General features: G+C 30.4%; 19 protein-coding genes. 17 read left to right on the top strand and 2 right to left on the bottom strand.

Features of this window, described 5'->3' with window-relative positions:
* Positions 1-16 precede the first annotated feature (16 nt).
* From Q0822_RS05610 to Q0822_RS05530, 17 genes are all read left to right on the top strand, one after another.
* Entirely contained in the window at positions 17-1,708 is a 1,692-nt protein-coding gene (locus tag Q0822_RS05610) for a hypothetical protein (protein ID WP_299121245.1), read from the top strand.
* A gap of 3 nt (positions 1,709-1,711) precedes the next feature.
* Positions 1,712-2,764: a hypothetical protein gene (locus tag Q0822_RS05605; protein ID WP_299121244.1), complete on the top strand. Its 1,053-nt coding sequence runs from the start codon at positions 1,712-1,714 to the stop codon at positions 2,762-2,764.
* Entirely contained in the window at positions 2,757-3,770 is a 1,014-nt protein-coding gene (gene rfbB / locus Q0822_RS05600) for a dTDP-glucose 4,6-dehydratase (RefSeq protein ID WP_299121243.1), read from the top strand. The genes Q0822_RS05605 and rfbB overlap by 8 nt, the downstream gene beginning before the upstream one ends.
* Positions 3,770-4,633, top strand: a complete 864-nt coding sequence (gene rfbA / locus Q0822_RS05595) for a glucose-1-phosphate thymidylyltransferase RfbA (protein ID WP_299121242.1) — start codon at positions 3,770-3,772, stop codon at positions 4,631-4,633. The genes rfbB and rfbA overlap by 1 nt, the downstream gene beginning before the upstream one ends.
* Position 4,634: 1 nt before the next feature.
* Positions 4,635-5,180, top strand: a complete 546-nt coding sequence (gene rfbC, locus Q0822_RS05590) for a dTDP-4-dehydrorhamnose 3,5-epimerase (protein ID WP_299121240.1) — start codon at positions 4,635-4,637, stop codon at positions 5,178-5,180.
* Positions 5,177-6,022 carry a dTDP-4-dehydrorhamnose reductase gene (rfbD, locus tag Q0822_RS05585; RefSeq protein WP_299121237.1) on the top strand — a complete coding sequence of 282 codons (846 nt, stop codon included), beginning with the start codon at positions 5,177-5,179 and terminating at the stop codon, positions 6,020-6,022. Before rfbC ends, rfbD begins: the two co-directional genes overlap by 4 nt.
* A 91-nt stretch (positions 6,023-6,113) precedes the next feature.
* Complete coding sequence (locus Q0822_RS05580; RefSeq protein ID WP_299121234.1) at positions 6,114-7,421, top strand: hypothetical protein; 1,308 nt, start codon at positions 6,114-6,116, stop codon at positions 7,419-7,421.
* A 131-nt stretch (positions 7,422-7,552) separates the two neighbouring features.
* Positions 7,553-8,338 (top strand): hypothetical protein, encoded by a 786-nt coding sequence (locus Q0822_RS05575; protein ID WP_299121232.1) that lies wholly within the window; start codon positions 7,553-7,555, stop codon positions 8,336-8,338.
* Positions 8,339-9,241 carry a hypothetical protein gene (locus tag Q0822_RS05570; RefSeq protein ID WP_299121229.1) on the top strand — a complete coding sequence of 301 codons (903 nt, stop codon included), beginning with the start codon at positions 8,339-8,341 and terminating at the stop codon, positions 9,239-9,241.
* A gap of 647 nt (positions 9,242-9,888) precedes the next feature.
* Positions 9,889-10,563, top strand: coding sequence for a hypothetical protein (locus Q0822_RS05565; RefSeq protein ID WP_299121226.1), 675 nt, complete (start codon positions 9,889-9,891; stop codon positions 10,561-10,563).
* A gap of 58 nt (positions 10,564-10,621) precedes the next feature.
* Positions 10,622-11,761, top strand: a complete 1,140-nt coding sequence (locus Q0822_RS05560) for an O-antigen ligase family protein (protein ID WP_299121223.1) — start codon at positions 10,622-10,624, stop codon at positions 11,759-11,761.
* Between the two features lie 12 nt (positions 11,762-11,773).
* Positions 11,774-12,877, top strand: coding sequence for a glycosyltransferase family 4 protein (locus Q0822_RS05555; RefSeq protein WP_299121220.1), 1,104 nt, complete (start codon positions 11,774-11,776; stop codon positions 12,875-12,877).
* 29 nt (positions 12,878-12,906) lie between these two features.
* Positions 12,907-14,796: an asparagine synthase (glutamine-hydrolyzing) gene (gene asnB / locus Q0822_RS05550; protein ID WP_299121217.1), complete on the top strand. Its 1,890-nt coding sequence runs from the start codon at positions 12,907-12,909 to the stop codon at positions 14,794-14,796.
* 47 nt (positions 14,797-14,843) lie between these two features.
* Positions 14,844-16,064, top strand: coding sequence for an O-antigen polymerase (locus Q0822_RS05545; protein ID WP_299121214.1), 1,221 nt, complete (start codon positions 14,844-14,846; stop codon positions 16,062-16,064).
* Entirely contained in the window at positions 16,036-17,208 is a 1,173-nt protein-coding gene (locus tag Q0822_RS05540) for a delta-aminolevulinic acid dehydratase (protein WP_299121211.1), read from the top strand. The genes Q0822_RS05545 and Q0822_RS05540 overlap by 29 nt, the downstream gene beginning before the upstream one ends.
* Positions 17,201-17,947, top strand: a complete 747-nt coding sequence (locus tag Q0822_RS05535) for a WecB/TagA/CpsF family glycosyltransferase (protein WP_299121209.1) — start codon at positions 17,201-17,203, stop codon at positions 17,945-17,947. Before Q0822_RS05540 ends, Q0822_RS05535 begins: the two co-directional genes overlap by 8 nt.
* Positions 17,948-18,076: 129 nt before the next feature.
* On the top strand, positions 18,077-19,432 hold the full coding sequence (locus Q0822_RS05530) for an exopolysaccharide biosynthesis polyprenyl glycosylphosphotransferase (RefSeq protein WP_299121206.1): 1,356 nt from the start codon (positions 18,077-18,079) through the stop codon (positions 19,430-19,432).
* Here Q0822_RS05530 and Q0822_RS05525 read toward each other — a convergent pair.
* Positions 19,429-20,589, bottom strand: a complete 1,161-nt coding sequence (locus Q0822_RS05525) for a glycosyltransferase family 4 protein (RefSeq protein ID WP_299121203.1) — start codon at positions 20,587-20,589, stop codon at positions 19,429-19,431. The two genes, Q0822_RS05530 and Q0822_RS05525, sit on opposite strands and share 4 nt — an antisense overlap.
* Positions 20,590-20,596: 7 nt before the next feature.
* Complete coding sequence (locus Q0822_RS05520; RefSeq protein ID WP_299121200.1) at positions 20,597-21,907, bottom strand: phenylacetate--CoA ligase family protein; 1,311 nt, start codon at positions 21,905-21,907, stop codon at positions 20,597-20,599.
* Between the last annotated feature and the right edge of the window lie 37 nt (positions 21,908-21,944).

Here is a 21,944-nt window from a genome sequence, read left to right as displayed (position 1 = left end):
AGCGTTAAAATTCAATATGAGTACAACCAAAAAAAGACATAAGAGAACAAGGGCTCAAGAAAGTTCGAGCGCAATAGAACGCATGTATATTACAATGCGACACCTTTTTAATCGTGGGTTTTACAAACCAATGGGAGTTTCGGGAGAAACCTTAAGAGAGGCGTTACTTCTATTGCGCCCAGAAATTTATGGTTCTATTGGTGAAGAAAAAGCTGAACTTGAAGGATTACTCTATGTTGTAGATCGTTTGCCTCAAGGTATTGAAGAATGTACTTTCATTAATCTCACAAGTGATGAGGGTTATGCCAATTCTCATTTTAAACCTATTATTCCTCCTAAAAGAAGGCGAAACTGTTATCGCATAGATAACGAGCAAATGAACATTGAAATTACCAGAGGTCGGTCCGAGATATACGATATATTAACGCATCTTACATTTTTGTTTGTGGAATCACATAAAATAAGCAAACGTGTAATTATTGATGAAAATGGAGGAACAGTTAGGGATTGGCAAAAATTAGAAAATGCAGTTAATTCAAATAAAAAGCTCACACAAAAAGAGAGAGAAATTGCCATAACACATACAGCGAATATTTTAGGAAGAACATTTAATGAGCTAACACAGGCATACCCAAAATTTGCCACTGAAAATCAACCAGAGCGTCTTCTGCATATAGTTTATTGGTTGGGCAAACTTGCAATCGAAGAAACAATTAATAGTAATAAGCGCACTATAACATTTAGTCCAGTTTTAAGAGAAAGGTTGGGGCATCACATACATGGCGAAATATGGGCAGATACCATTAAGTCTGTGCTTCACAAAAACGGATTATTAGAACGACCTATTCATATTATAAGTGCTAACATGCACAGTGTTATGAATTCATTGTTTGCAAAAGGAGTTCTTAGAGCATCAGAGTCTAAAAAGAACATTTTTGAAACCTATGAAGCGCTGAGTGATTCAAAAAATTCAGCATTACGCAATAAAGTAGAAAAATCAGCGTTGCAAAACGGAATGCATTACATTAAAGATAGTTCGGGAACCAATATTGATGTTCAGATTTTTGACACAGATAAAATCGATTTCTCTAAAACAGAATTTAAGTATATAGAAGAACAGAAAGATAACAAAGCGGTAATATTTGTTATGGATTATGCTTTTGGAGAGCAAGCATACGAAACCCTAGATGAGTTTTTAAAACCTATCAAAGCAGATGGTAAAAAAGTGCATTTAGATGTTAAATCTATCTCAATAATGGGGAAAGCAGGAATCTTAGAGGGAGGAAAAGGAGATGTAATGATTCCGAACGCGCATATTTTTGAAGGTACTGCAGATAATTATCCGTTTAAAAACGAATTAAGTAAGAACGATCTGTTAGATTGTGGAGTATCAGTATATGAGGGCACAATGGTTACCGTTTTAGGCACATCACTTCAAAATAAAGAGATCTTGAAGTTCTTTAAAAATTCAACATGGAATGTTATTGGTTTAGAAATGGAAGGAGCGCATTATCAAAAAGCGATTCAAGCAGCTTCTAAAGTAAGAGGAAGTATTAATGAAGATGTAAAAGTGAGATATGCCTATTATGCTAGTGATAATCCATTAGAAACAGGTAGTACTTTAGCTTCTGGCGGACTAGGCACCTCAGGTGTTAAGCCTACTTATGTAATAACAAAAAAAATACTTGAACAAATATTTAATTCATAATATATGAGCGATAAATTACCACAGCAACCTCAAAATGAAGAAGTTGATTTAGGGCAATTATTTAATGCCATTGGTCGATTATTTGAACGTTTATTTTCTTTTATAGCAAAGATATTTAAAGGGATATTTTCAGCAATTATTTATACCATAAAACCTTTAGTCGATAACTTTAAGTTGGTAGCAATAGTTTTGGTAATCGCGGCTATTCTGGGTTATGTTTATAAAAAGGTAAAAGAGCCCATTTATTATTCGAACATGGTGGTCAGACCGCATTTCGATTCAAAATATAAATTATCTAGTAATATTAATTATTTTAATGGATTAATAAGCTCAAGAAATTATTCCGAATTATCAAATATTTTTGAAATAGATAGTTCTGATGTTAAGGAATTAGTTGGTTTTGAATTAAAAGCTGGTCCAGAAACACAAAATGATTTGTTTATAGAGTATGATGAATATGTTAAATCAATAGACACTTCATTAGTTGATGAATTAAACTATGTAGAATATGTGAAAAACAGAGACCTTTTATCTGGGAGTTTATTTGCTATTAAGGCGAGATCATTTAAAAATAACATTTTCCCACATCTCGAAGAGGGATTTAGGAAAACTTTTGAGAATGATTTTTCAAAATATCAAAAAAAAGTAAGGGATACTGTTGCCTTTCTAGAGCGACAAGCATTAAACACGCAATTAGATCGACTAGATAGTATTCAAAAAACGTATTTGGAGGTCATAAAGAACGAATCAAAAAATCAAAGCTTATCTTTAGCAGTTCCTGGGACTTTACCACTTCAAGAAGAAAAAACAGCAACCAAAGAATACGACCTATTTCTTAAAGAGCAAGAAATTAGAAGAACCTTAAATTATTTAGACAAAAGTATTGCTGAAGAAAACACTTATTTTGATGTTCTTTCTTCGTTTGATAAAGTTGGAAGTAAAGACAACAATATTAGACAACGCTATACCATTTTATTTCCAGTCTTAGCATTAATTCTTTTTGTTTTAGGTTTCCTTGCCCTTAAAGCTTTTAAATTTATTAAAAACTATGAATAACAGAGTTTTAATAACTGGAGGAGCAGGTTTCATAGGGTCTAATTTTATATCTTACCTAATAGAAAGGGATAAAGAAATAGAAATTGTAAATTTAGACAAGCTTACCTACGCGGGTAAGCTTTCTAATTTAAAAGAATTTGAGGGTAGTGAAAACTACACTTTTATCAAAGGGGATATTTGCGACACTAAACTTATCAATAGCCTTTTTGAAAAGTTTCGATTTTCGGGTGTCATTCATTTTGCCGCAGAATCTCATGTAGACAATTCAATAAAAACTCCAGACGCATTTATTAATACTAATGTATATGGTACATTCAATTTATTGAATATTGCTAAAAATCACTGGATGAATGCCCCTTTTTCATTCAATGAAGGTTGCGAAGATCACAGGTTTCATCATATTTCAACAGATGAGGTATATGGCACATTAGGCAAAACGGGCTTATTCACCGAAGAAACACCTTATGCCCCTAATAGTCCTTATAGTGCATCCAAAGCGTCCTCAGATTTCATTGTTAGAAGTTATTTTCACACTTATGGAATGAATGTGGTTACTACAAATTGCAGTAATAATTATGGGCCCAAGCAACATGATGAAAAGCTGATACCCACTATAATTAAAAAAGCCATTAACAATGAACAGATTCCTATTTATGGTGATGGAAAAAATATAAGAGATTGGTTATATGTTGAAGATCATTGTAGGGGAATTGATTTAGCTTTTCAAAAAGGAATTTCTGGGGAGACTTATAATATAGGAGGTAAAAACGAACGGGATAATTTATATATAGCGCACAAAATTTGTGATATATTAGATAATATAAGACCAAAAGAAATGCCTTATTCTAAACAGATTACTTTTGTTAAGGATAGACCTGGTCACGATTTTAGATATGCCATTGACGCTTCTAAAATTGAAAATGAATTGGGATGGTTTGCTATTGAAAACTTTGAAACAGGAATAATAAAAACTATTGAGTGGTATTTAAAAAAGTATAATAAGTAATGAAGGGAATTGTATTAGCAGGAGGCTCTGGCACAAGATTACATCCACTAACTTTAGCGGTAAGTAAGCAGTTAATGCCTGTTTACGACAAGCCGATGATTTACTATCCTATTTCAACACTAATGTGGTCTGGAATTAGGGAAATTTTAGTTATTTCCACTCCTGAAGATTTACCTTTATTTAAAAAACTTCTAGGTGATGGTAAAAAATATGGTTGTAACTTTGAGTACGCAGTGCAAGAGTCGCCAAATGGTTTGGCCGAAGCCTTTATCATAGGAGAAGATTTTATAGGAGACGACAAGGTGGCATTGATTCTTGGAGATAATATCTTTTACGGGACAGGGTTGGCAGATTTGCTTCAGCAAAATAATAATCCTGATGGTGGTATAGTTTATGCTTATCATGTTAATGACCCAGAACGCTATGGTGTTGTTGAGTTTAATGAAAAAGGCATTGCAGTATCCATTGAAGAAAAACCCAAAAAACCAAAGTCTAATTATGCGGTTCCTGGTATTTATTTTTATGATAATTCAGTCGTTGAAATTGCCAAAAACATTAAACCAAGCAAACGAGGAGAGCTAGAGATTACAGACATTAACAAGAATTATTTAAATCAAGGAAAATTAAAAGTTAGTGTATTAGACAAAGGTACAGCTTGGCTAGATACGGGAACTTTTAAATCTCTAATGCAAGCATCTCAATTTGTTCAAGTCATAGAGGAGCGTCAAGGATTAAAAATAGGTGCTATAGAAGAAGCGGCCTACAGAATGGGTTATATTGACAAAAAACAGTTTAAAAAAGTGGCCAAACCTCTTATAAAAAGTGGCTATGGCAAACATTTATTAAGTCTATTGTCGGAATAGTATGATTGTAAAAGAAACAAAACTCAAAGGATGTTTTATCGTAAAACCACAAGTTTTTAATGACAAACGCGGTTATTTTGTAGAGAATTATAATAAGAAAAATTTTAATGAAGCATTAGGTTTAGATATAAATTTTGTTCAAGATAATGAATCACAATCCTCAAGAGGTGTCCTAAGAGGGCTACATTATCAATTAGGGAAACATGCTCAGGCAAAATTAGTAGGGGTTATTAAGGGCAGGGTTTTAGACGTTGTTGTAGATTTAAGACCAAATTCCGAAACATTTAAAGAGAGTTTTTCAATTGAACTTTCAGAAGACAATAAAATACAATTATTCATACCTAGAGGATTTGCTCATGGCTTTTTAGTCTTAGAGGACGATTCAATTTTTAGTTATAAATGCGATAATTTTTATAACAAGGAATCGGAAGCAGGAATAATTTATAATGACAAAGACTTAAATATAGATTGGAAGCTTCCGAAACAAGATTTAATTATTTCAGATAAAGATTTAGTATTACCTAAATTTAAGAACGCAAAGCTATGAAAAAAGTTATTGTCCTTGGGTCTAATGGACAATTAGGTATGACTATTAAAGACCTGACTCCAAGAGAAACATTAGAGTTAAGTTTTTTTTCAAGAAAAGATTTAGATATTACCGACAGAAACAAATTAACAAAAGCGTTTAAACATGCTGATTTTGATTATTGTATCAATTGTGCTGCTTATACTAATGTAGAAGGTGCTGAAACCAACATCGAAGATGCATTTTTGATTAATGCAGAAGGGGCAAAAAACATTGCAAAGGTATGTAAAGCATATCAAGTAAAATTGATTCATATATCAACAGATTACGTTTTCGATGGCAAAAAATTGAAACCTTATACAACTATTGATACACCAAACCCAATCAATGAATATGGAAAATCAAAGCTACAAGGAGAACTTTATGTCCAAGAGAAATTAAAAGAGTATTATATTATTAGAACCTCCTGGTTGTATTCATTACATGGTAAAAACTTTTTAAAAACAATCATCAGTAAAATTAAAAACGATGAAACTTTAAGTATTACAACAGGGGAAGAGGGAACACCAACAAGCTGTCTAGATTTGTCAGCTTTCATTTTTCACATAATTGAAACTGACAAATTACCTTACGGAATTTATAACTTTTCAGCAAAAGGAAGTACAACATGGTTTAGGTTTGCAAAAGAAATTGTTAGAAATTTAGATGCAGAAAAACTTGATAAAATTTCACCAGTAGAAAGCTTTAAAACACTTGCCAAACGACCTAAATATAGCGTGTTGAGTCTTAATAAAACTAAACGTTATTTTGAAGAGCTTAGCACATGGCAAAAAAGTGTTCGTATAATGGTTAAAAAAATATAAATAATTGAAAGAACAAAATGTTAAAAAGGAATTTTATTCATATCAGGTTTACACCACTTATAAGTTCAAAAATCAATAAAAGTAATTTTGTATGATTAAGAGACTAGTAGTAATAATTTCATTAACTGGACTAGGACATATTGTAACTTTACTTTCATTAAAGTTTATATCTACACATGTAAGCAGCAAGACGATTGCTTTTATTGGAAATGTTGATTCACTAACTTTAATTTTAATTTCTATAATTGCTTTTGGATTACAACTTTCCGCTACTAGGAACATGGCAATATCAGAAGATTGGAAGAAAGACTACTATTTAACCCAATCTGCGCGTTTAACTCTTTCCTTGTTGTTGTTTTTATTTGGTATATCAGGCTTTTTTTATACCGAAAACTATTTATTCTTTTTATCTCCAATATTGGCCTTAAATGCAGATTTTGCATTATATGGTCGTGGAAAACCAATAGCAGGAGCCTTTGTGGCGTTAGTTAGAATTTTAATACCTTCATTAGCATTAATATTTGGCTCAGTTTATTACCCAGATTTAATAATATTTCTTTTTGTCATAAGTTTAGCTGCTGCATATTTAGTTGCAGGAATTATAGTGACAATGATTCTAGATGTTAGATACTTTGTTAAGCCCAAATTAGGTAGCTTAGTTGAGTATTATAAAAACATAAATATTGGAGTAGCAACTTTTGCATTTATGTTTTTAGGAATAGGGATTGTAAATGTTGCCTCTTATATTTATAACGATGAGACCATGGCAATCATCTACATAGCTTTAAAATTATATATGATTTTCAAAGGAGTGAGAAGATTAGTTGTACAATCTTTTTTTAAAGAACTTCAAGAACTTTCCGTTTCTATCAAAGTAGATTATTTTGCTATAATTGCAGGAATATTATTTTTTGCTGTAATAGTGTTTTATCCCAAAGTATTAATACCAATGCTATTTGATAAAAAATTCATTGATTATAGATTAGTTTTTACGGTATTGGGCGCTGCGGGATTTATATCTTCATTTACAACAAGCTCAGGCACAAGACTATTACTCAGGAAAGACGATAAACAATACAGTGTTAATATAATTATTGCTGCAAGTGTTGTTATAATATCAAGCATAACATTGTGGTTTATAATAGGTAATTACCCTGTGTTAATTGCTTTTTCTGTATTACTAGGAGAAATAACTGTTTCAGTTTTAAATGCAATTTCTTTAAAGGAAAAAAAATATTTAAAAGATAGACTATCAGTGTCATATGCTGTTATACTATTTGGAATATTGTTTTTTGTTTTTAGTTTTGTTTTTGGGCAGACCCTATTCTCATTATTAGGATGTTTGTTAAGTTTTGGTGTCTTAACACTTATTTATACTAAAAAAATGGAATTACTATGAAGTCGAAACATTGTGTTCTATTTTCAACTCAATGGAGTTCAGATAATATAATCATTGAGATACAAAAAGGTCTTTTTATGTCTTTTTATATTAAACTATTTTTTAAACAATGGACCTCTATAAAACCAAAAATGTCTAAAAATAAAGTTGTTGTAAATTTCAATGAAGACTTAACCAGTCACATATTAAAAACACCACTTTTTGAGTATAATAGGAAGAAAAACAACAATGTTATTACCACATCAATATTTAAACTAAATCTTCCTAGGGCAATTATTAGAAGTTTCTATAAATTTATAAATAAAAAAGCAAGCGTAGTTGGGGTTTCAGAATTATACATGTCAATTATAAGGACAGCTATCATCGAACCCATTGAATATATAAATTACAAGAATGGTTGGAGGCTTATCCATGCTTCTGTATTTAAGATTAACGACAAAACTTTCGTAGTTTCAGCAGGAAGTAAAGTAGGGAAATCAACATTAGTTTCTAGAATGACTAGTGAAGCTAATTGTGACATAATATCAGATAATTATTGTTTTATTAAAGACAATAAGGTTAGATCAATTGAAGAGCCGATGCGAGCAGGCAAAGCATCTAGGAGTAGGATAAGTTTTTATGGAAGAACAATAAATGGGTATCCAAATATTTTTGAAGGAGAGATTGATTATTTTATTTTAATGCAACGTGGAAATAAAAACCAATTAACAAATCTAAACTTCAAAGACTTAAATTTGTCCATAAACCAGACCAACACTATGGAAAAAGAAGGAGTGTTTTACCTTAGCGAAAATGATTCAATTAGCATTAAGAATTATGATTTAGAATTTGGGGGTGATTATATTCTAAAAAAATTAGAAGTTGAAGAGGGTCTAGATAACATTGAAACTTCAATTAATTTGATTAAAAACATTTAAATGAGCAACTATCAATTTTCACTTGCAAATAGAGTGAATGTAAATATTAAAGGATTATTATCTAAGTCCTGTTTAAATTTTATAAAACTCATATACGAGAACTTTGACAAGCCCTTAGAAGACCCTAAGTCAGTTTTAAATGTTACAATTACTGATAGCATACCCAATATAGAAAATGTCACCTCATTAGGTAAGGATTGTGTTGCTAACGATAAAACTGTAGTGTTTAACACCGGACACTTTATTGTTAGAACTGAGAAAGGCTTTGATATAGGAGTGCCAACAAAAGTTAAGAGAGGCAGAATACCTTTTAAACGAATTACTCCTGGTAGACACATTACAGATGAATTGATAGAACCTTTTATGCAAATTTTATTATTAGAGTCTAATGCGACTTTCGTACACGCGTCTAGTGTTTTAGACAATGGCAAAGTAGATGTAATAATGGGTTGGCGTGGTACCGGAAAGACAAATGCTATTCTTAAAGAATTAAACACAAAAGAAATATGGTCCGACGATTTATCCGTTGTTGACACGGAAGGTTTTGTTTATCCGTATCTTAGACCAATTAGACTATATTCTTATAATTTACCGTTAATTGATAAAAACTATAGAGCTAAACACAATCTAGATATTAAAAAATTTATAACACCACCATGGCAACCTGTGCATTATTTACCACTTAAAAATAAAAACACCATAAACAAAGCTAAGCTCAATAAATTGTATTATTTAAATCGGCCAAATGGATTTAATTTACCAAAAGATGCTGAGGAGATTATGAATTTTGAACAATTATTTTTTGATCATTATAAAATAATAATGAAGCACTTAGGGATTTTAGAAGAAGGTAATTCAATTGAAAGTGTATTAAATTCGGCAATGAACCAGACTAATTATTAAATAAACGAAATATAGAATTTAAAAATATTGATTTTGATAAAGGTTAGTGTAAATATATGCGATATAATAAAATAAAACTATATAAGATTTTCTTCTTTGTATTTCTTTTTGGTGTATCCATTGGAAATGTAATTCTACAGTTTTCTTCAATAGTTCTTCTAGGTTTTACGGGGCTATTTTTTATAAAAAGCAACAAAATATTCTTCCCAATTAAGGATGTGTTTTACACTTTAATGATTTTTATTTCGTTCATTCAGATTTCGTTTTTTTTTAACAATGATTATTCCTTAAACTATGTAATAAATTCTATTACAGCAACTTTTTTATGGGTACTCATGCTTGTGTGCTCAGTAGTTGTGGCTAGACTACTTAAAACTTTATCTCAAAATGATGTAGAGCAAATATTAATAGGTTTTTTTAAAATAAATATACTTTTTATAATTATTCAATATATAAACCTATCAATTGAGCACTTCTCTCTAATTCCATTTCTATCATCGATGGGAGCAGGTGATTTTATAAAGGGTATTTTTACAAATTCTTCGGTTAATATGATAATTCTATCATTTTATTCGATTTATTTTTTCTATACAAAGAACATTAAATTTGCAATAGTTGCATTATTATGTATAAGTTTAACTACCTACATGAGTGGAATAGTTTTATTCTTAGGTACAATATTAATATTTGCATTTTTTTATCTTCCAATTAAATTCAAATTAAGGATTCTTGCAGGTGTATTTGCTGGCTTTTTATTGTTCACTATCATTAGTCCTAAAAACATAGAATATGTTAAAACAAATCTCACAAAAAAACTTTTCGCAAAAAGAGATCAGGCAAGAAAAATAGTTTCTTTTGAGCAGACCATGGAGCACGCCCTTTTAGACACGCCAAATTTTCTATTTGGAGCAGGTGCTGGGAAATTTTCTTCTAGAACAGCTTTTATGACCGCTGGAGAGTATGTGAGCTGGTATCCTGAAAGTTTAGTATATGCATCAGACGAATTTTATAGTAATCACTTTCAGTTGTGGAATGAGAAAATTTTAAGTAGACCTTATAAAGACGGTACTGCCAATCAACCCTTTTCATTTTACAATAAGATAATTGGCGAATATGGATTGATAGGGATAGTTCTTTTTATCTTATTCTATCTATACTACCCAATAAAAAGTTATAAACACCTTACATATGGTAGGCTTGTTTTATTTCTATTACTTGCATACTTTATTCTGGATTATTGGTTTGAATATTTTACGGTAATTATATTCTTTGAAATATTTATGTACTCAGACATTTTAAGATATAAAAATGAAGAAGCATAATATAGAAAGTTTAAGATTTTACACTTTTGCATTAGTTGCATTTACATTGCCACTTCCAATGTTAGCAAATAATATTGCTATTTTTTTAATGCTTTTTGTTTTCGCATTAAGTATCATTGATAAGAAAATTCAATTCAAAATAAATAGACTAAATTACTTTTTGATACTAATCTTCTTTTTTAGCACAATTAGTATAATCTATTCTTGTGACACAAGCTCTGGCTTTAAAGTTCTAGAGAAATATCTAGTGTTTCTAATATTTCCTATATCTATTCAATTATCGGGTATTGGTGAAAAAAGAATCCAGATAATTAAGTATGCTTTTGTACTTTCTGTTGTACTGGTATTTTTCTATGCATTGCTTTTAGCGGGTTATTATTCTATCCAAACCGGAACAACAAGCGTTTTTAATCCTGAAAATTTAGTGTTAGAAAATCGATTTACTTATCACAGACTAATGGAAAACGCCAATATAAGCGCGACGGTTTTTGCATTATATTTGACACTATCTATAGTTATACTTTTCGAAACTTTTATTATTAAAAAATCTCATTCCAAACATCGTTTAAAGGCTATTCTTTTAATTGGATTTTTGGGATTAATTATAGCTTTGATGAACTCTTTTACGGCCTATATGGCTTTAGGGGTAATATCGATATCAACAGCATATTATTTAAAAATTAAACTTAAGTACTACCTATTTTTTTTAATTCCCATACTGTTATCCATAACCTTTTTTAGCATCAAAACAAAAGGAATTGATAAAGATATTTTCAAATATAACTTAACAGATGATATACATAATACAAATTGGAATTCTTTAAATGTTAGACTGGCTAAATGGGAGTGTACGTTAAATGTTATCAAAGAAACATTCCCTTTCGGAATAGGTGTTGGTTGTGCGCAGAAAACATTAAACAAAAAATACAAAGAGATGGGGTTTCAAGTTGGGTATGACAAGAAATTTTCAACTCATAATCAATTTTTGCATTACCTCTTAGAAAGTGGTATTATAACACTTTTATTATTTATTACATTATTAGTGTATGGATTATATTATAGTATTAAAAAGAAGAATTATTATTTATATACTATTCTGATTCTATTATCTATTTCAAGCTTAACGGATAATTTTTTAATTGTTAATAAAGGCATAGTGTTTTTTGCTTTTTTTATTTGCTTAGCCTCAAAAGATTAATTTTTTATAAGAATGAAAGAAAAACCTAAAATTTTAGTCTTAGCGCAATTACCTCCACCTGTCCATGGCGTGTCTGTAATTAATAAAAATATTATAGACAGCTCTTTAATAAATTCTGAATTTGACCTAGTTATTGTGCCATTGAGTTTTGTAAAAAAAATCAAGGAAATTGGTAGGCCAAGTTTAGCAAAAGTTTGGTCCTTAATAGCAACATTCATTAAGCTTTTTAAAGTTCTGATATCAAAAAAAATAGATTTAGTTTATTTCACTATTTCTCCTACAGGATATGCTTTTTATAGAGACATTTTTTTTGTTTTGTTACTAAAACTTTTTAAAAAGAAAATTGTATATCATTTACATGGAAAAGGAATTAAGGAAAATTCAGAAAAGTCAAAAGTTAATAAGTTTTTTTATGAATGGGTTTTTAAAAACACTAAAGTTATCATATTGTCGGACTTATTGAATTACGACATTGAGGGGATATACAAATCAGAATCATATATTTTGAATAATGGTATTGAGAATGTGAAATTTGAAAAACAAGTCATCCCTGAAATAATAACATTTGTTTTTTTATCCAATTTAATGGAGTCTAAGGGTATAAAAATTTTCTTAGAAGCAATTAAAATCACATTTGAAAAGAAGTATAATTTTAAAGTAAAAATAATTGGAAATATTAGCCAAGACCTCTCATTAGATGACTTAAATGTTTTCGTAAAAGAGAATAATCTTATAGATACGGTAGAAATATTAGGGCCACAATACGGAAAAGACAAGTATAATCAATTAGCTCAATCTGATGTATTTGTTTTCCCCACTTTAAATGATTGTTTTCCATTATCAATTATCGAAGCTATGCAAATGTGGCTTCCGGTAATCTCGACTTCAGTTGGCGCTATACCAGAAATAATAGAGCGCGAGGTAAATGGTCAGATAGTTCCACTTAATAGTGGAAAAGATGTCAGTGATGAAATGATTAATTATATTGAAAACACCGATTTAATTAAAGAACATGGATTTAATAATTACACTAAATTCAATCAAAAATATACTCAAGAAAAATTTGAAGAAAATTTCATTAAAGTGATAAACCAGATCTTTAAGGATTTCAATTAATATATTATAAGCAAATTAGTCGATAATTTATGTGCGGAATTGCAGGGTTTATAGGATTTAATAATTTACAAGAATTAGCAATCAATGCTAATAAAGTACAACGGCATAGAGGGCCTGACTCTCAAGACTTTTGGTGCGATGAGTATATTTCACTGGCACATCAACGTCTGTCAATAATCGATTTAAACGAAAGAGCTAATCAGCCACTGCACAAAGGTGAATATGTTATTATATATAATGGGGAACTATATAATTATAAAATTTTAAAACAATATTTAACTAATACGTACAATTCAAAATTCTCAACAGAATCTGATACGGAAGTAGTCTTGGATTATTTTATTAATGAAAAAGAAAAGTGTCTTGACAAATTTGAAGGGATGTTTTCTTTTGCTATTTATAATAAGGCGACTAAAGAATCTTTCATAGCAAGAGATCATTTTGGGATTAAGCCTTTATTTTATACTCTAATAAATGAAAACATCTGTTTTTCTTCTGAACTAAAAACATTAACTAAAGTAGAGGGATTTAGTAAAACCATCAATAAAAGGGTGTTAATTTCTGCATTAAATTACTTGTGGGTTCCAGGCAATGAATCAATTTTCAAAGGCACGTACAAGCTTCCTCCGGCACATTACATGACAATTTCATCTGATAAGAAAGTTAAGATAAATAAATATTGGGAGTTGTCGGGAGAAGTAAACAATACGATAACCGAAAAAGAAGCAGCAGTAAAATTAGAAAATGTATTAGAAAAAAGTGTTCAACGACACATGATTTCTGACGTACCTGTAAGTTCATTTCTAAGTGGCGGGGTAGACTCCTCACTCATCTCGGTTATCGCTTCAAAACATATAAATAAACTATCTACATATACAATTACAACATCATCTAAAGATAAAAAAGTTGAGCAAATGCCCGATGATCAAAAATACGCCAGGATATTGGCTCAACAATATAAATTTGATTATGATGAGATAGAATTATCTCCAGATATTGTAAAAATATTACCCGAAATAGTAAAAACGTTAGATGAACCAATTGGTGATCCGGCAGCCATAAATACGTATCTTATTTGCAAAAGAGCAAGAGACAAGGGTGTGAAAGTACTATTATCAGGAATGGGTGCAGACGAAATCTTTTTTGGATATCAAAGGCATAGGGCACTAATGTATGCTAGAAAATACGGTAAATTGCCGGGACCATTGAAATATTTAACTAAAAAAATTATAAATATTTTACCTGTAAAAATTGGGGGGAAAGGAATAATAATAACGAGGTGGGCTAAGCGGTTTTTAAATTTTGCATCACTACCAGTAGATGAAGCATACATGAGGAGCTATTCTTATTATAATAAAAATAGCTTGAAAAATTTATTAAAAGATGTTGATAAAAGTGATATTGACTTTATTTTTAAATACCATGAAAAAAAGTTTAATGAAAAATTTAAAGGTGATATAATTAATCAGGTATGTAATACGGATATACAGATGTTTATGAATGGATTAAACCTAACCTACACTGACAGGGCTTCAATGGCCGCTTCAGTTGAGGTAAGAGTCCCTTTTATAGATAAAAAAGTAATCGAGTTTGCGATGTCAATTCCGGGTAAATTTAAATTCAAAAATAATCAAACTAAATATGTTTTAAAGAAGTCCGCCGAAAAGTTTCTAAACAAAGATATAATCTATAGAAAGAAAGCCTCGTTTGGCGCGCCAATTCGATCATGGATTTCTAACGAACTAAAACCAATGGTGGATGATTTATTGTCTAAAGAAAGAATAGACAATAGGGCCATTTTTAATTACGACTTTGTATCGAACCTTATAGAAAGAGATAGATTAGGAAAAGAGGATAATGCATACCAAATTTATCAATTATTAACTATTGAATTGTGGATGCAGGCATATATAGATTGAAATAGTTTAAAAATTCGATATCCAATATGAAATAATTAAATCATTCAATGAACAAAGCTATAATCAAAACGCAATATAGACTGTATGTATTCCTATTAGTAATTGTCTTTATAGGAGATATATTAAGGCGCATTGCAATGCATTTTGATTATAGTTTTATTAGATATACAACCCTATCTAAAACTGTTTTTGTCTTGGTTTCTTTTTTATGTTTAATTTTCTTATTCCGAAAAATCACTTTCAAAAACAATTTAAAAGTTAACATAATTAAATTAATGCTATCCTTATCGTTAATTTATATTCTTGGACACTTTTATTTCACGAACAATAGCTCCATTGCAATTTTGTGTGAAAATTTTATATTCTTAGCAAAGTATTTATTTTTCCCCTATCTATTGATTCTATTCTTAGACTTAAGAAAAGAAGCACTATCAATTCAAAGACTTTTAAAGTTTTTTGAAATTCTTTTTTTTATTAATCTAGGCGCGATAATAATTGGATATATTTTTAGTATTGACATGTTTTTAACTTATGACAGCGGCAAACGCTTTGGTTACAAGGGGATTTATTCAATGTCTGGGCAAACCAGTATTTATTTCATTTTAATGGTGTTATATTATCTACACAAAATAATATTTAAAAAATATAGCCTTATAATTTTTCTCAAACTGATTATAGTTATACTTGGTTCTTTCCTAATAGGTACAAAGCGTATATATCTATTTGTACCAATGCTGATAGTATATTATTTTTTTTTTTTAGGCGGATATAAAAAGAAAATAACATATCAATTAAGTGTTCCAGTTTCTCTTCTTGCTTTTTTATTATTTATAACAATTAAGAAAGATTTACAAAAGACTTTCGATGTATTGTATTCAATATATGAAACCAAAGGACTGCTATCGAGTTTAACGTCATATAGAAGTGACTTGTTTACTAGAATATACTCGACTACCATTGTAAATGATTGGACTTTCTGGAATTTTTTGTTTGGTGGATTAAACTTTAGTGAACAAAGAACCGAGATGGGTTTTGTTGACTTGTTTTTGTTTTTTGGTGTTATAGGTTTTTTGATATACCTCTATTTTTATAAAGTTCTTTTTCAGTTCAAATTTTCTCATAGTTTTTATTGGTTCTTTATTTTTTCATTATTTGCTATAGTTTTTTTAGCAGATGCATTTATTTTGGAAGCAAATACTCCAATTTTGTTCTTATTATTGTGTTTTCATTTTTATAATCATGAGCAAGGGCATTCAGTTGATAGTTAAAGAGAGTTTAGAGGCACTAAAAAATTATTGTGAAAATGAAGGATTTAAGGGCTGGGACCCTTATGATGGGCTGAACAGTTGGGTCATTCAAAAAACAGTACTAGGTAAATCTCGTTTATTTCGTTTGGCATGGATACAATTATTTAAAAGAAGCCCTATAAATTTTAGACCTCTATTTGGGGTTAAAAAAGATTTCAATCCCAAGGGACTTGGACTTTTTTTAATCGGTTATTGCAATCTTTATAAAATTGAACAAAAAGATTCTTATCTGGAAAAAATAGATTTTCTTGCTAAAAAAATAATTAGTCTACAAACAAAAGGATATTCTGGGAGTTGTTGGGGCTATAATTTTGATTGGCAAGCACGTGCCTTTTTCCAACCTAAATATACACCTACAGTTGTAGCTACTACATTTATCGTGGATGCATTAATTGAAGCTTATAAAATAACAAAAAACGATGATTATTTAAATGTTGCGATTAGTGCATCTAAATTTGTGCTCAATGATTTAAACAAATCTTATGATGAAGATGGGGATTTTACATTTTCTTACTCACCCATCGATAATACACAAGTTTATAACGCAGGTTTATTAGGGGCTAAACTATTGAGCTTAGTATATACATACACCAAAGATGAAAACCTTATAAACACCGCAAAATCAGTAGTCTCATATGTGCGAAAAAGACAAAACGAAGATGGCTCATGGGCATATGGCACACTGCCATTTCATCAATGGATTGATAATTTTCATACCGGTTACAATTTAGAGTGTATAAAGATTTATCAAGATTTATCCGGTAATAATACATTTGATTCCAATATTAATAAAGGGATGGATTATTATTTAAAGACATTTTTTACTGAAAAAGGAATGTCTAAATATTATAATAATCAGATTTATCCTATTGACGTTCATGCACCAGCTCAACTTATTGTAACTCTATATAAGAATAAGAATTTAAAATTAAATAAAGAGCTTGTTGATAATGTTTTGAATTGGACATTAGATAATATGCAAACAAAAAAAGGTTATTTTATTTATCAAAAGAGGAAAATTATCTCATCTAAAATCCCATATATTCGTTGGGCTCAAGGTTGGATGTTTTATGCTTTAAGCTATTATAATTTAGAAGATGAATAGACTGAGATTTTTAAATACGGAAGTTGATAACTTTTCAATGAATGAAACTCTGCATCTTATTGAGAATGCCATTGATAATAATGATCAAATCCATCATGTTGTTATAAATGCTGGAAAAATAGTATTAATGCAAAAAGATTTGCAATTGCGTGAAAGTGTAAATAAAAGCGACTTAATTAATGCAGATGGCCAAGCAGTTGTTTGGGCTTCAAAAATTTTAAAGAAACCCTTAAAAGAACGCGTTGCGGGAATTGATCTTATGGAAAATTTGGTGAAATTGGCACATAAGAAAGGTTACAAGATTTTCTTTCTGGGAGCTAAAGAATCTGTAGTAAAAACTGTGATAAACAAATATTCTCTCCTTTATTCGCCAAAAATAATTGCTGGATATAGAAATGGTTATTTTAACTCAGAGGAGGAGTCTGACATTGCAGAGGATATAGCTAGTAGTGGAGCTGATATTTTATTTGTGGCAATATCATCACCAACTAAAGAAAACTTTATTTACAGTAATAGACCATTTTTAAAAGGGGTTAATTTTATTATGGGAGTTGGTGGTAGTTTTGATGTTGTAGCAGGTAAGGTAAAACGAGCGCCAAAATGGATGCAAAAGTTGGGTTTTGAGTGGTTCTATCGATTACTACAAGAGCCCAAGCGCATGTGGAAACGGTACTTAATTGGTAATACCAAATTCATTTACTTAGTTATAAGAGAATACTTTTCAAAAAGAAAGGAATAATTACTAAATTATGTTTAAAGACATTATCTTCAAGACTTAGTTTTTTAACAAGTGATTTTTTTCTAGAATTTTTGATTTTAGAATATTATATTCGATTATTGTTAGTTCTTTTGCACATAAATTATAGATTTGAGTTTATTTAAACACGGAAGATATTCAGGATATTTAAGACCTATTTCATACATAATTGATTTAACAATTATAAATGGAACGGCAATATTATATTTACTTAATGGTAAAGATCCCTTAATTTTTTCAGTATTTATTTCTATTGGTTGGGTTTTACTGGCTATTTATTCAAATTTTTACGAAGTATACAGATACTCTAGACCGGTTAATATCCTTGCATTAATTGTTAAGCAATTAGTTTTATTTTTGCTATTTGTTTTTGCTTTTTCTGGATTATATCACGAATTCAAAATATACCCTAGACCAATTGTAAAATACACGATACTTTGCTTTGCCTTTATCTCAATTTTTAAATTTGCAATTTATTATTTGCTTCAAAAGTATAGGGTATCATTTGGTGGTAATTATAGAAAGACAGTAGTTCTGGGGTTAAACAAAAAAACATTAGCCTTAGAGAACTTTTTCACCAAAAATCCAGAGTATGGTTATTTACATAAGAAAACTTTTAATTTTAAAAGCAAAAGCGAATCAATAGAGAGTTGCTTTCAATATATTCTCAATGAAGGCATTGATGAAATTTACTGTTCTATATCGGAGCTCTCGAATTCTCAAATTGCGGATATTGTGGATTTCGCAGACAATAATCTTAAAATATTAAAGTTTATTCCTGATAGTAAAGAGATTTACTCTAAAAAATTGCGCTATGAGTATTACGATTACATACCTGTTCTTAGGCTTAGAAATATTCCACTAGAAGATTCTGTAAATACAATTTTAAAACGCGGCTTTGATATTATCTTATCCAGCTTTGTAGTTGTATTCGTTTTATCTTGGTTGACTCCTATTATAGCAATATTAATAAAGTTAGAATCTAAAGGCCCTGTATTTTTTAAACAATCTAGAAATGGATTTAATTACAAAGAGTTCGATTGCTATAAATTTAGATCTATGATGCCAAATAAAGATGCACATTTATACCAAGCTACTAGAGGCGATGAACGTGTGACAGGGGTAGGTAAATTTATCAGAAAGACAAGTATAGATGAGCTCCCACAATTCTTCAACGTTCTTTTTGGAGATATGTCAGTTGTGGGTCCAAGACCACATATGGTAAGTCATACAACCATGTATGCCAAAAAAATCGATAAATTTATGGTAAGACATTTCGTGAAACCAGGCATTACGGGTTTAGCTCAAACAAGTGGGTATAGAGGAGAGGTGGAAACGGATAAGGATATTATAGGAAGAGTCAAATACGACATTTTCTACATAGAAAATTGGTCTCTACTTCTCGATATGAAAATTATCATACAGACGTTTATTAATGCAGTAAAAGGTGACGATAAAGCTTACTAAAGAACTTTTTTGAGCGCTTCTAACTGTTTTTTGAAATCAAACTGAACTATAGCTGTATTTTGGATGGCCGTCTTTAAATCCGCATTTAAATGTTCAGGTGTTATCGTTTTCAAGACCTTATTTAAATGACCATAATCACCTTCTTTTGCAACCCAACCTAATTTATTTTCTTCAATAATACTTTCTCCTTCACCTCCCCCAAAATAAAGCATTGGCAAGCCTAGTTTAGCGTATTCAAATATTTTGGAAGGTACAGAACCATAAATTCTATTTAACAAGGGTATAATAGTAAGATCATAATCCAAGAGGACTTTATGTAATTCATCTCTAGTGACTTTACCATGGAAATAAAGAGGCGCCTTATTCTGAGATGAAATTAACTTTTTTATTGCTTCTTCTTCAGCACCAGAACCGTAAATATGAAATTCAATTGACTCATAATCTAATTCACGACAAAGTCTATGAATACCTTGAGCTACACCTAATAGACCAGCGTAGACTATTTTTATGTTACCATTATGCGATTTCCTTTCAGTAAGTTTAGGGATTTCTATTTCAGGAAAATTTCTATATAAAAATAACTCAGGTTTGTTGGTTATATTTTTAACATGTGCGAGTATCTCATTACTTTGCCCTAAAATGAGATTCGCTTTCTTATAATTAAAAGCCTCAAGTTTTTTAAGAATTTTATAACTAAAATTTTCCTTCAAAGCACCTAATTCAAGCCCTGCGCTTGGCCACAGATCACTTACGTTTAGTATTAGCTTTCTTTTTTTAGATCTTAAAAAACACACACACGTAAATGACACTAAAAGCGGTGGAGACTGCACTATAACTTTATCCGGTATTTTATTCCATATAAAAAACCAAATCAAGCTAAAACTATAAGAAAGCATTGCAAATAAACGAAGAAACTTATTTTTGGAAACCGAGGCGTACAACCACAAACGGTTAATTTTAATACCATTTTCTTCAGTTTTATAGCTAGCTTTTCCCCTATAGTCTTTAAAAATTTTTCCAGTTGGGTAATTGGGTAAAGGAGTTACAACGCTAACGTCGTAATCTTCCTTTAAGCCTTGTGCTAAATGATAGATACGGTTAGAGGCTGCACCAATCTCTGGCGGAAAATAACTCGTTATTATCATTAGTTTTTTCACCAATAGCTTAGTTTATATGTGATGTGAATTGTTTCAACTTGCCAGATTTAGAGCGTTTGAGTTGTTCTACACGATTAAAATTAATGGTTATGTTGGGTTCGAGATATCGGATTACTTCAGCTTTTATGGTTGCTTTTTTAGCTTCAGAAAGCTCAGTTTTACAAACATAACTAATGTTAAAGGTGTCTAAACGAGATTGCTCAACAACAAACTCCGACACATTACCATCATTCTCAATAACACTTTTGGTAATGTAATAAAATGTAAGTCCAGCTGCTTTTTTGCCACTAGGTAAAATCGCAATATCATTAGTTCTTCCTGTTAATTGTTTTAATATAGGCTTTCTAATTGTACCATTTTCAGATAGAGAACCAATATCACCAATATCGTAGCGAATAAAAGGATGTGCTTTGTTGTAGAAAGACGTAATTACAATTCTGCCTTCTTCTCCATTCGGCAAAACATTATTTTGTTCATCTAAAACTTCAACATATAACGTTTCACTGTTAACTTGCCATTCACCTTTGGTATTCTGAAACGCTATTAGATCTAATTCTGAAGCTCCATATTCATTAACTATGGGTACACCAAAACAAGTTTCCATTAGGGTCTTATCATCTTCAAAAAGCATTTCAGAGGTGACTACACAAACTTTTAGACTCGGACAAACCATTGTCAAAACAATGTCTTTTTGTTTTAAATACTTTGCAAATTGAACTATTGGGCTTGTATAGCCATTAATAAATTCGAATTTTGAAGTTTTAAATTTTGCCAAGTTTTTTTCGAACGCACTATCACTCAAATCAAAAACCGAAAACCGAAATCGGTTGCTAAAGTAATCTTTCAATCGCTCTTTGTAATACCCCTTCTTGTCTAGTGGGATTCCATAAAAACGCGCTTGCTTAGACGTATTAAAATCAATGCCATACCAAGAAAACCGATTCATAATTTCTGCCCAAGTCATGGCGTGGCACCATTTGTCTTTAGCAAAAATAAAGGGGTGACCAGAACTGCCAGACGTTTTATTTAAATAGACGTTTTTGATGTTATAACCTTTCGAAAGCCTATCTTCAAGAGGCTGTTGCAAATGACGCTTTGTGATAATCGGCACTGAACCCCAGTCTTCAATAGTTATAGATTTGCCAAAGGTTTTATAAAACGAATTATGTTTTAAGTGATATGAAACAATGTCTTTTTTTTTCTTTTCAATATAAGCTTCAAATTCCGCATCATTTTTTGCCTGAATTTTTGATAAAACAGATTTGGCCTTAGCAATATCAAAGCCATTTAGTTTTAAAGAAAAATCAAATAATCTCAAAGTGTTTTTTTACCCTTAAGGTTTCTGTAAATTAATT

Origin of the sequence: uncultured Winogradskyella sp., from assembly GCF_947496485.1 — a bacterium.
Classification (GTDB): domain Bacteria; phylum Bacteroidota; class Bacteroidia; order Flavobacteriales; family Flavobacteriaceae; genus Winogradskyella.
The sequence above is the reverse complement of the archived record's forward strand: the minus strand, read 5'-3'. Positions and strand labels throughout refer to the sequence as shown.

Bases quoted from the DNA above. Each gene is read 5' to 3' on its own strand.
- rfbA (WP_299121242.1), top strand. From the start codon at position 3,770: ATGAAGGGAATTGTATTAGCAGGAGGCTCTGGCACAAGATTACATCCA.
- Q0822_RS05605 (WP_299121244.1), top strand. From the start codon at position 1,712: ATGAGCGATAAATTACCACAGCAACCTCAAAATGAAGAAGTTGATTTA.
- Q0822_RS05555 (WP_299121220.1), top strand. From the start codon at position 11,774: ATGAAAGAAAAACCTAAAATTTTAGTCTTAGCGCAATTACCTCCACCT.
- Q0822_RS05570 (WP_299121229.1), top strand. From the start codon at position 8,339: ATGAGCAACTATCAATTTTCACTTGCAAATAGAGTGAATGTAAATATT.
- Q0822_RS05580 (WP_299121234.1), top strand. From the start codon at position 6,114: ATGATTAAGAGACTAGTAGTAATAATTTCATTAACTGGACTAGGACAT.
- Q0822_RS05610 (WP_299121245.1), top strand. From the start codon at position 17: ATGAGTACAACCAAAAAAAGACATAAGAGAACAAGGGCTCAAGAAAGT.
- Q0822_RS05540 (WP_299121211.1), top strand. From the start codon at position 16,036: ATGAGCAAGGGCATTCAGTTGATAGTTAAAGAGAGTTTAGAGGCACTA.
- asnB (WP_299121217.1), top strand. From the start codon at position 12,907: ATGTGCGGAATTGCAGGGTTTATAGGATTTAATAATTTACAAGAATTA.
- Q0822_RS05575 (WP_299121232.1), top strand. From the start codon at position 7,553: ATGTCTAAAAATAAAGTTGTTGTAAATTTCAATGAAGACTTAACCAGT.
- Q0822_RS05545 (WP_299121214.1), top strand. From the start codon at position 14,844: ATGAACAAAGCTATAATCAAAACGCAATATAGACTGTATGTATTCCTA.
- Q0822_RS05560 (WP_299121223.1), top strand. From the start codon at position 10,622: ATGTTAGCAAATAATATTGCTATTTTTTTAATGCTTTTTGTTTTCGCA.
- rfbB (WP_299121243.1), top strand. From the start codon at position 2,757: ATGAATAACAGAGTTTTAATAACTGGAGGAGCAGGTTTCATAGGGTCT.
- Q0822_RS05565 (WP_299121226.1), top strand. From the start codon at position 9,889: ATGAGTGGAATAGTTTTATTCTTAGGTACAATATTAATATTTGCATTT.
- rfbD (WP_299121237.1), top strand. From the start codon at position 5,177: ATGAAAAAAGTTATTGTCCTTGGGTCTAATGGACAATTAGGTATGACT.
- rfbC (WP_299121240.1), top strand. From the start codon at position 4,635: ATGATTGTAAAAGAAACAAAACTCAAAGGATGTTTTATCGTAAAACCA.
- Q0822_RS05535 (WP_299121209.1), top strand. From the start codon at position 17,201: ATGAATAGACTGAGATTTTTAAATACGGAAGTTGATAACTTTTCAATG.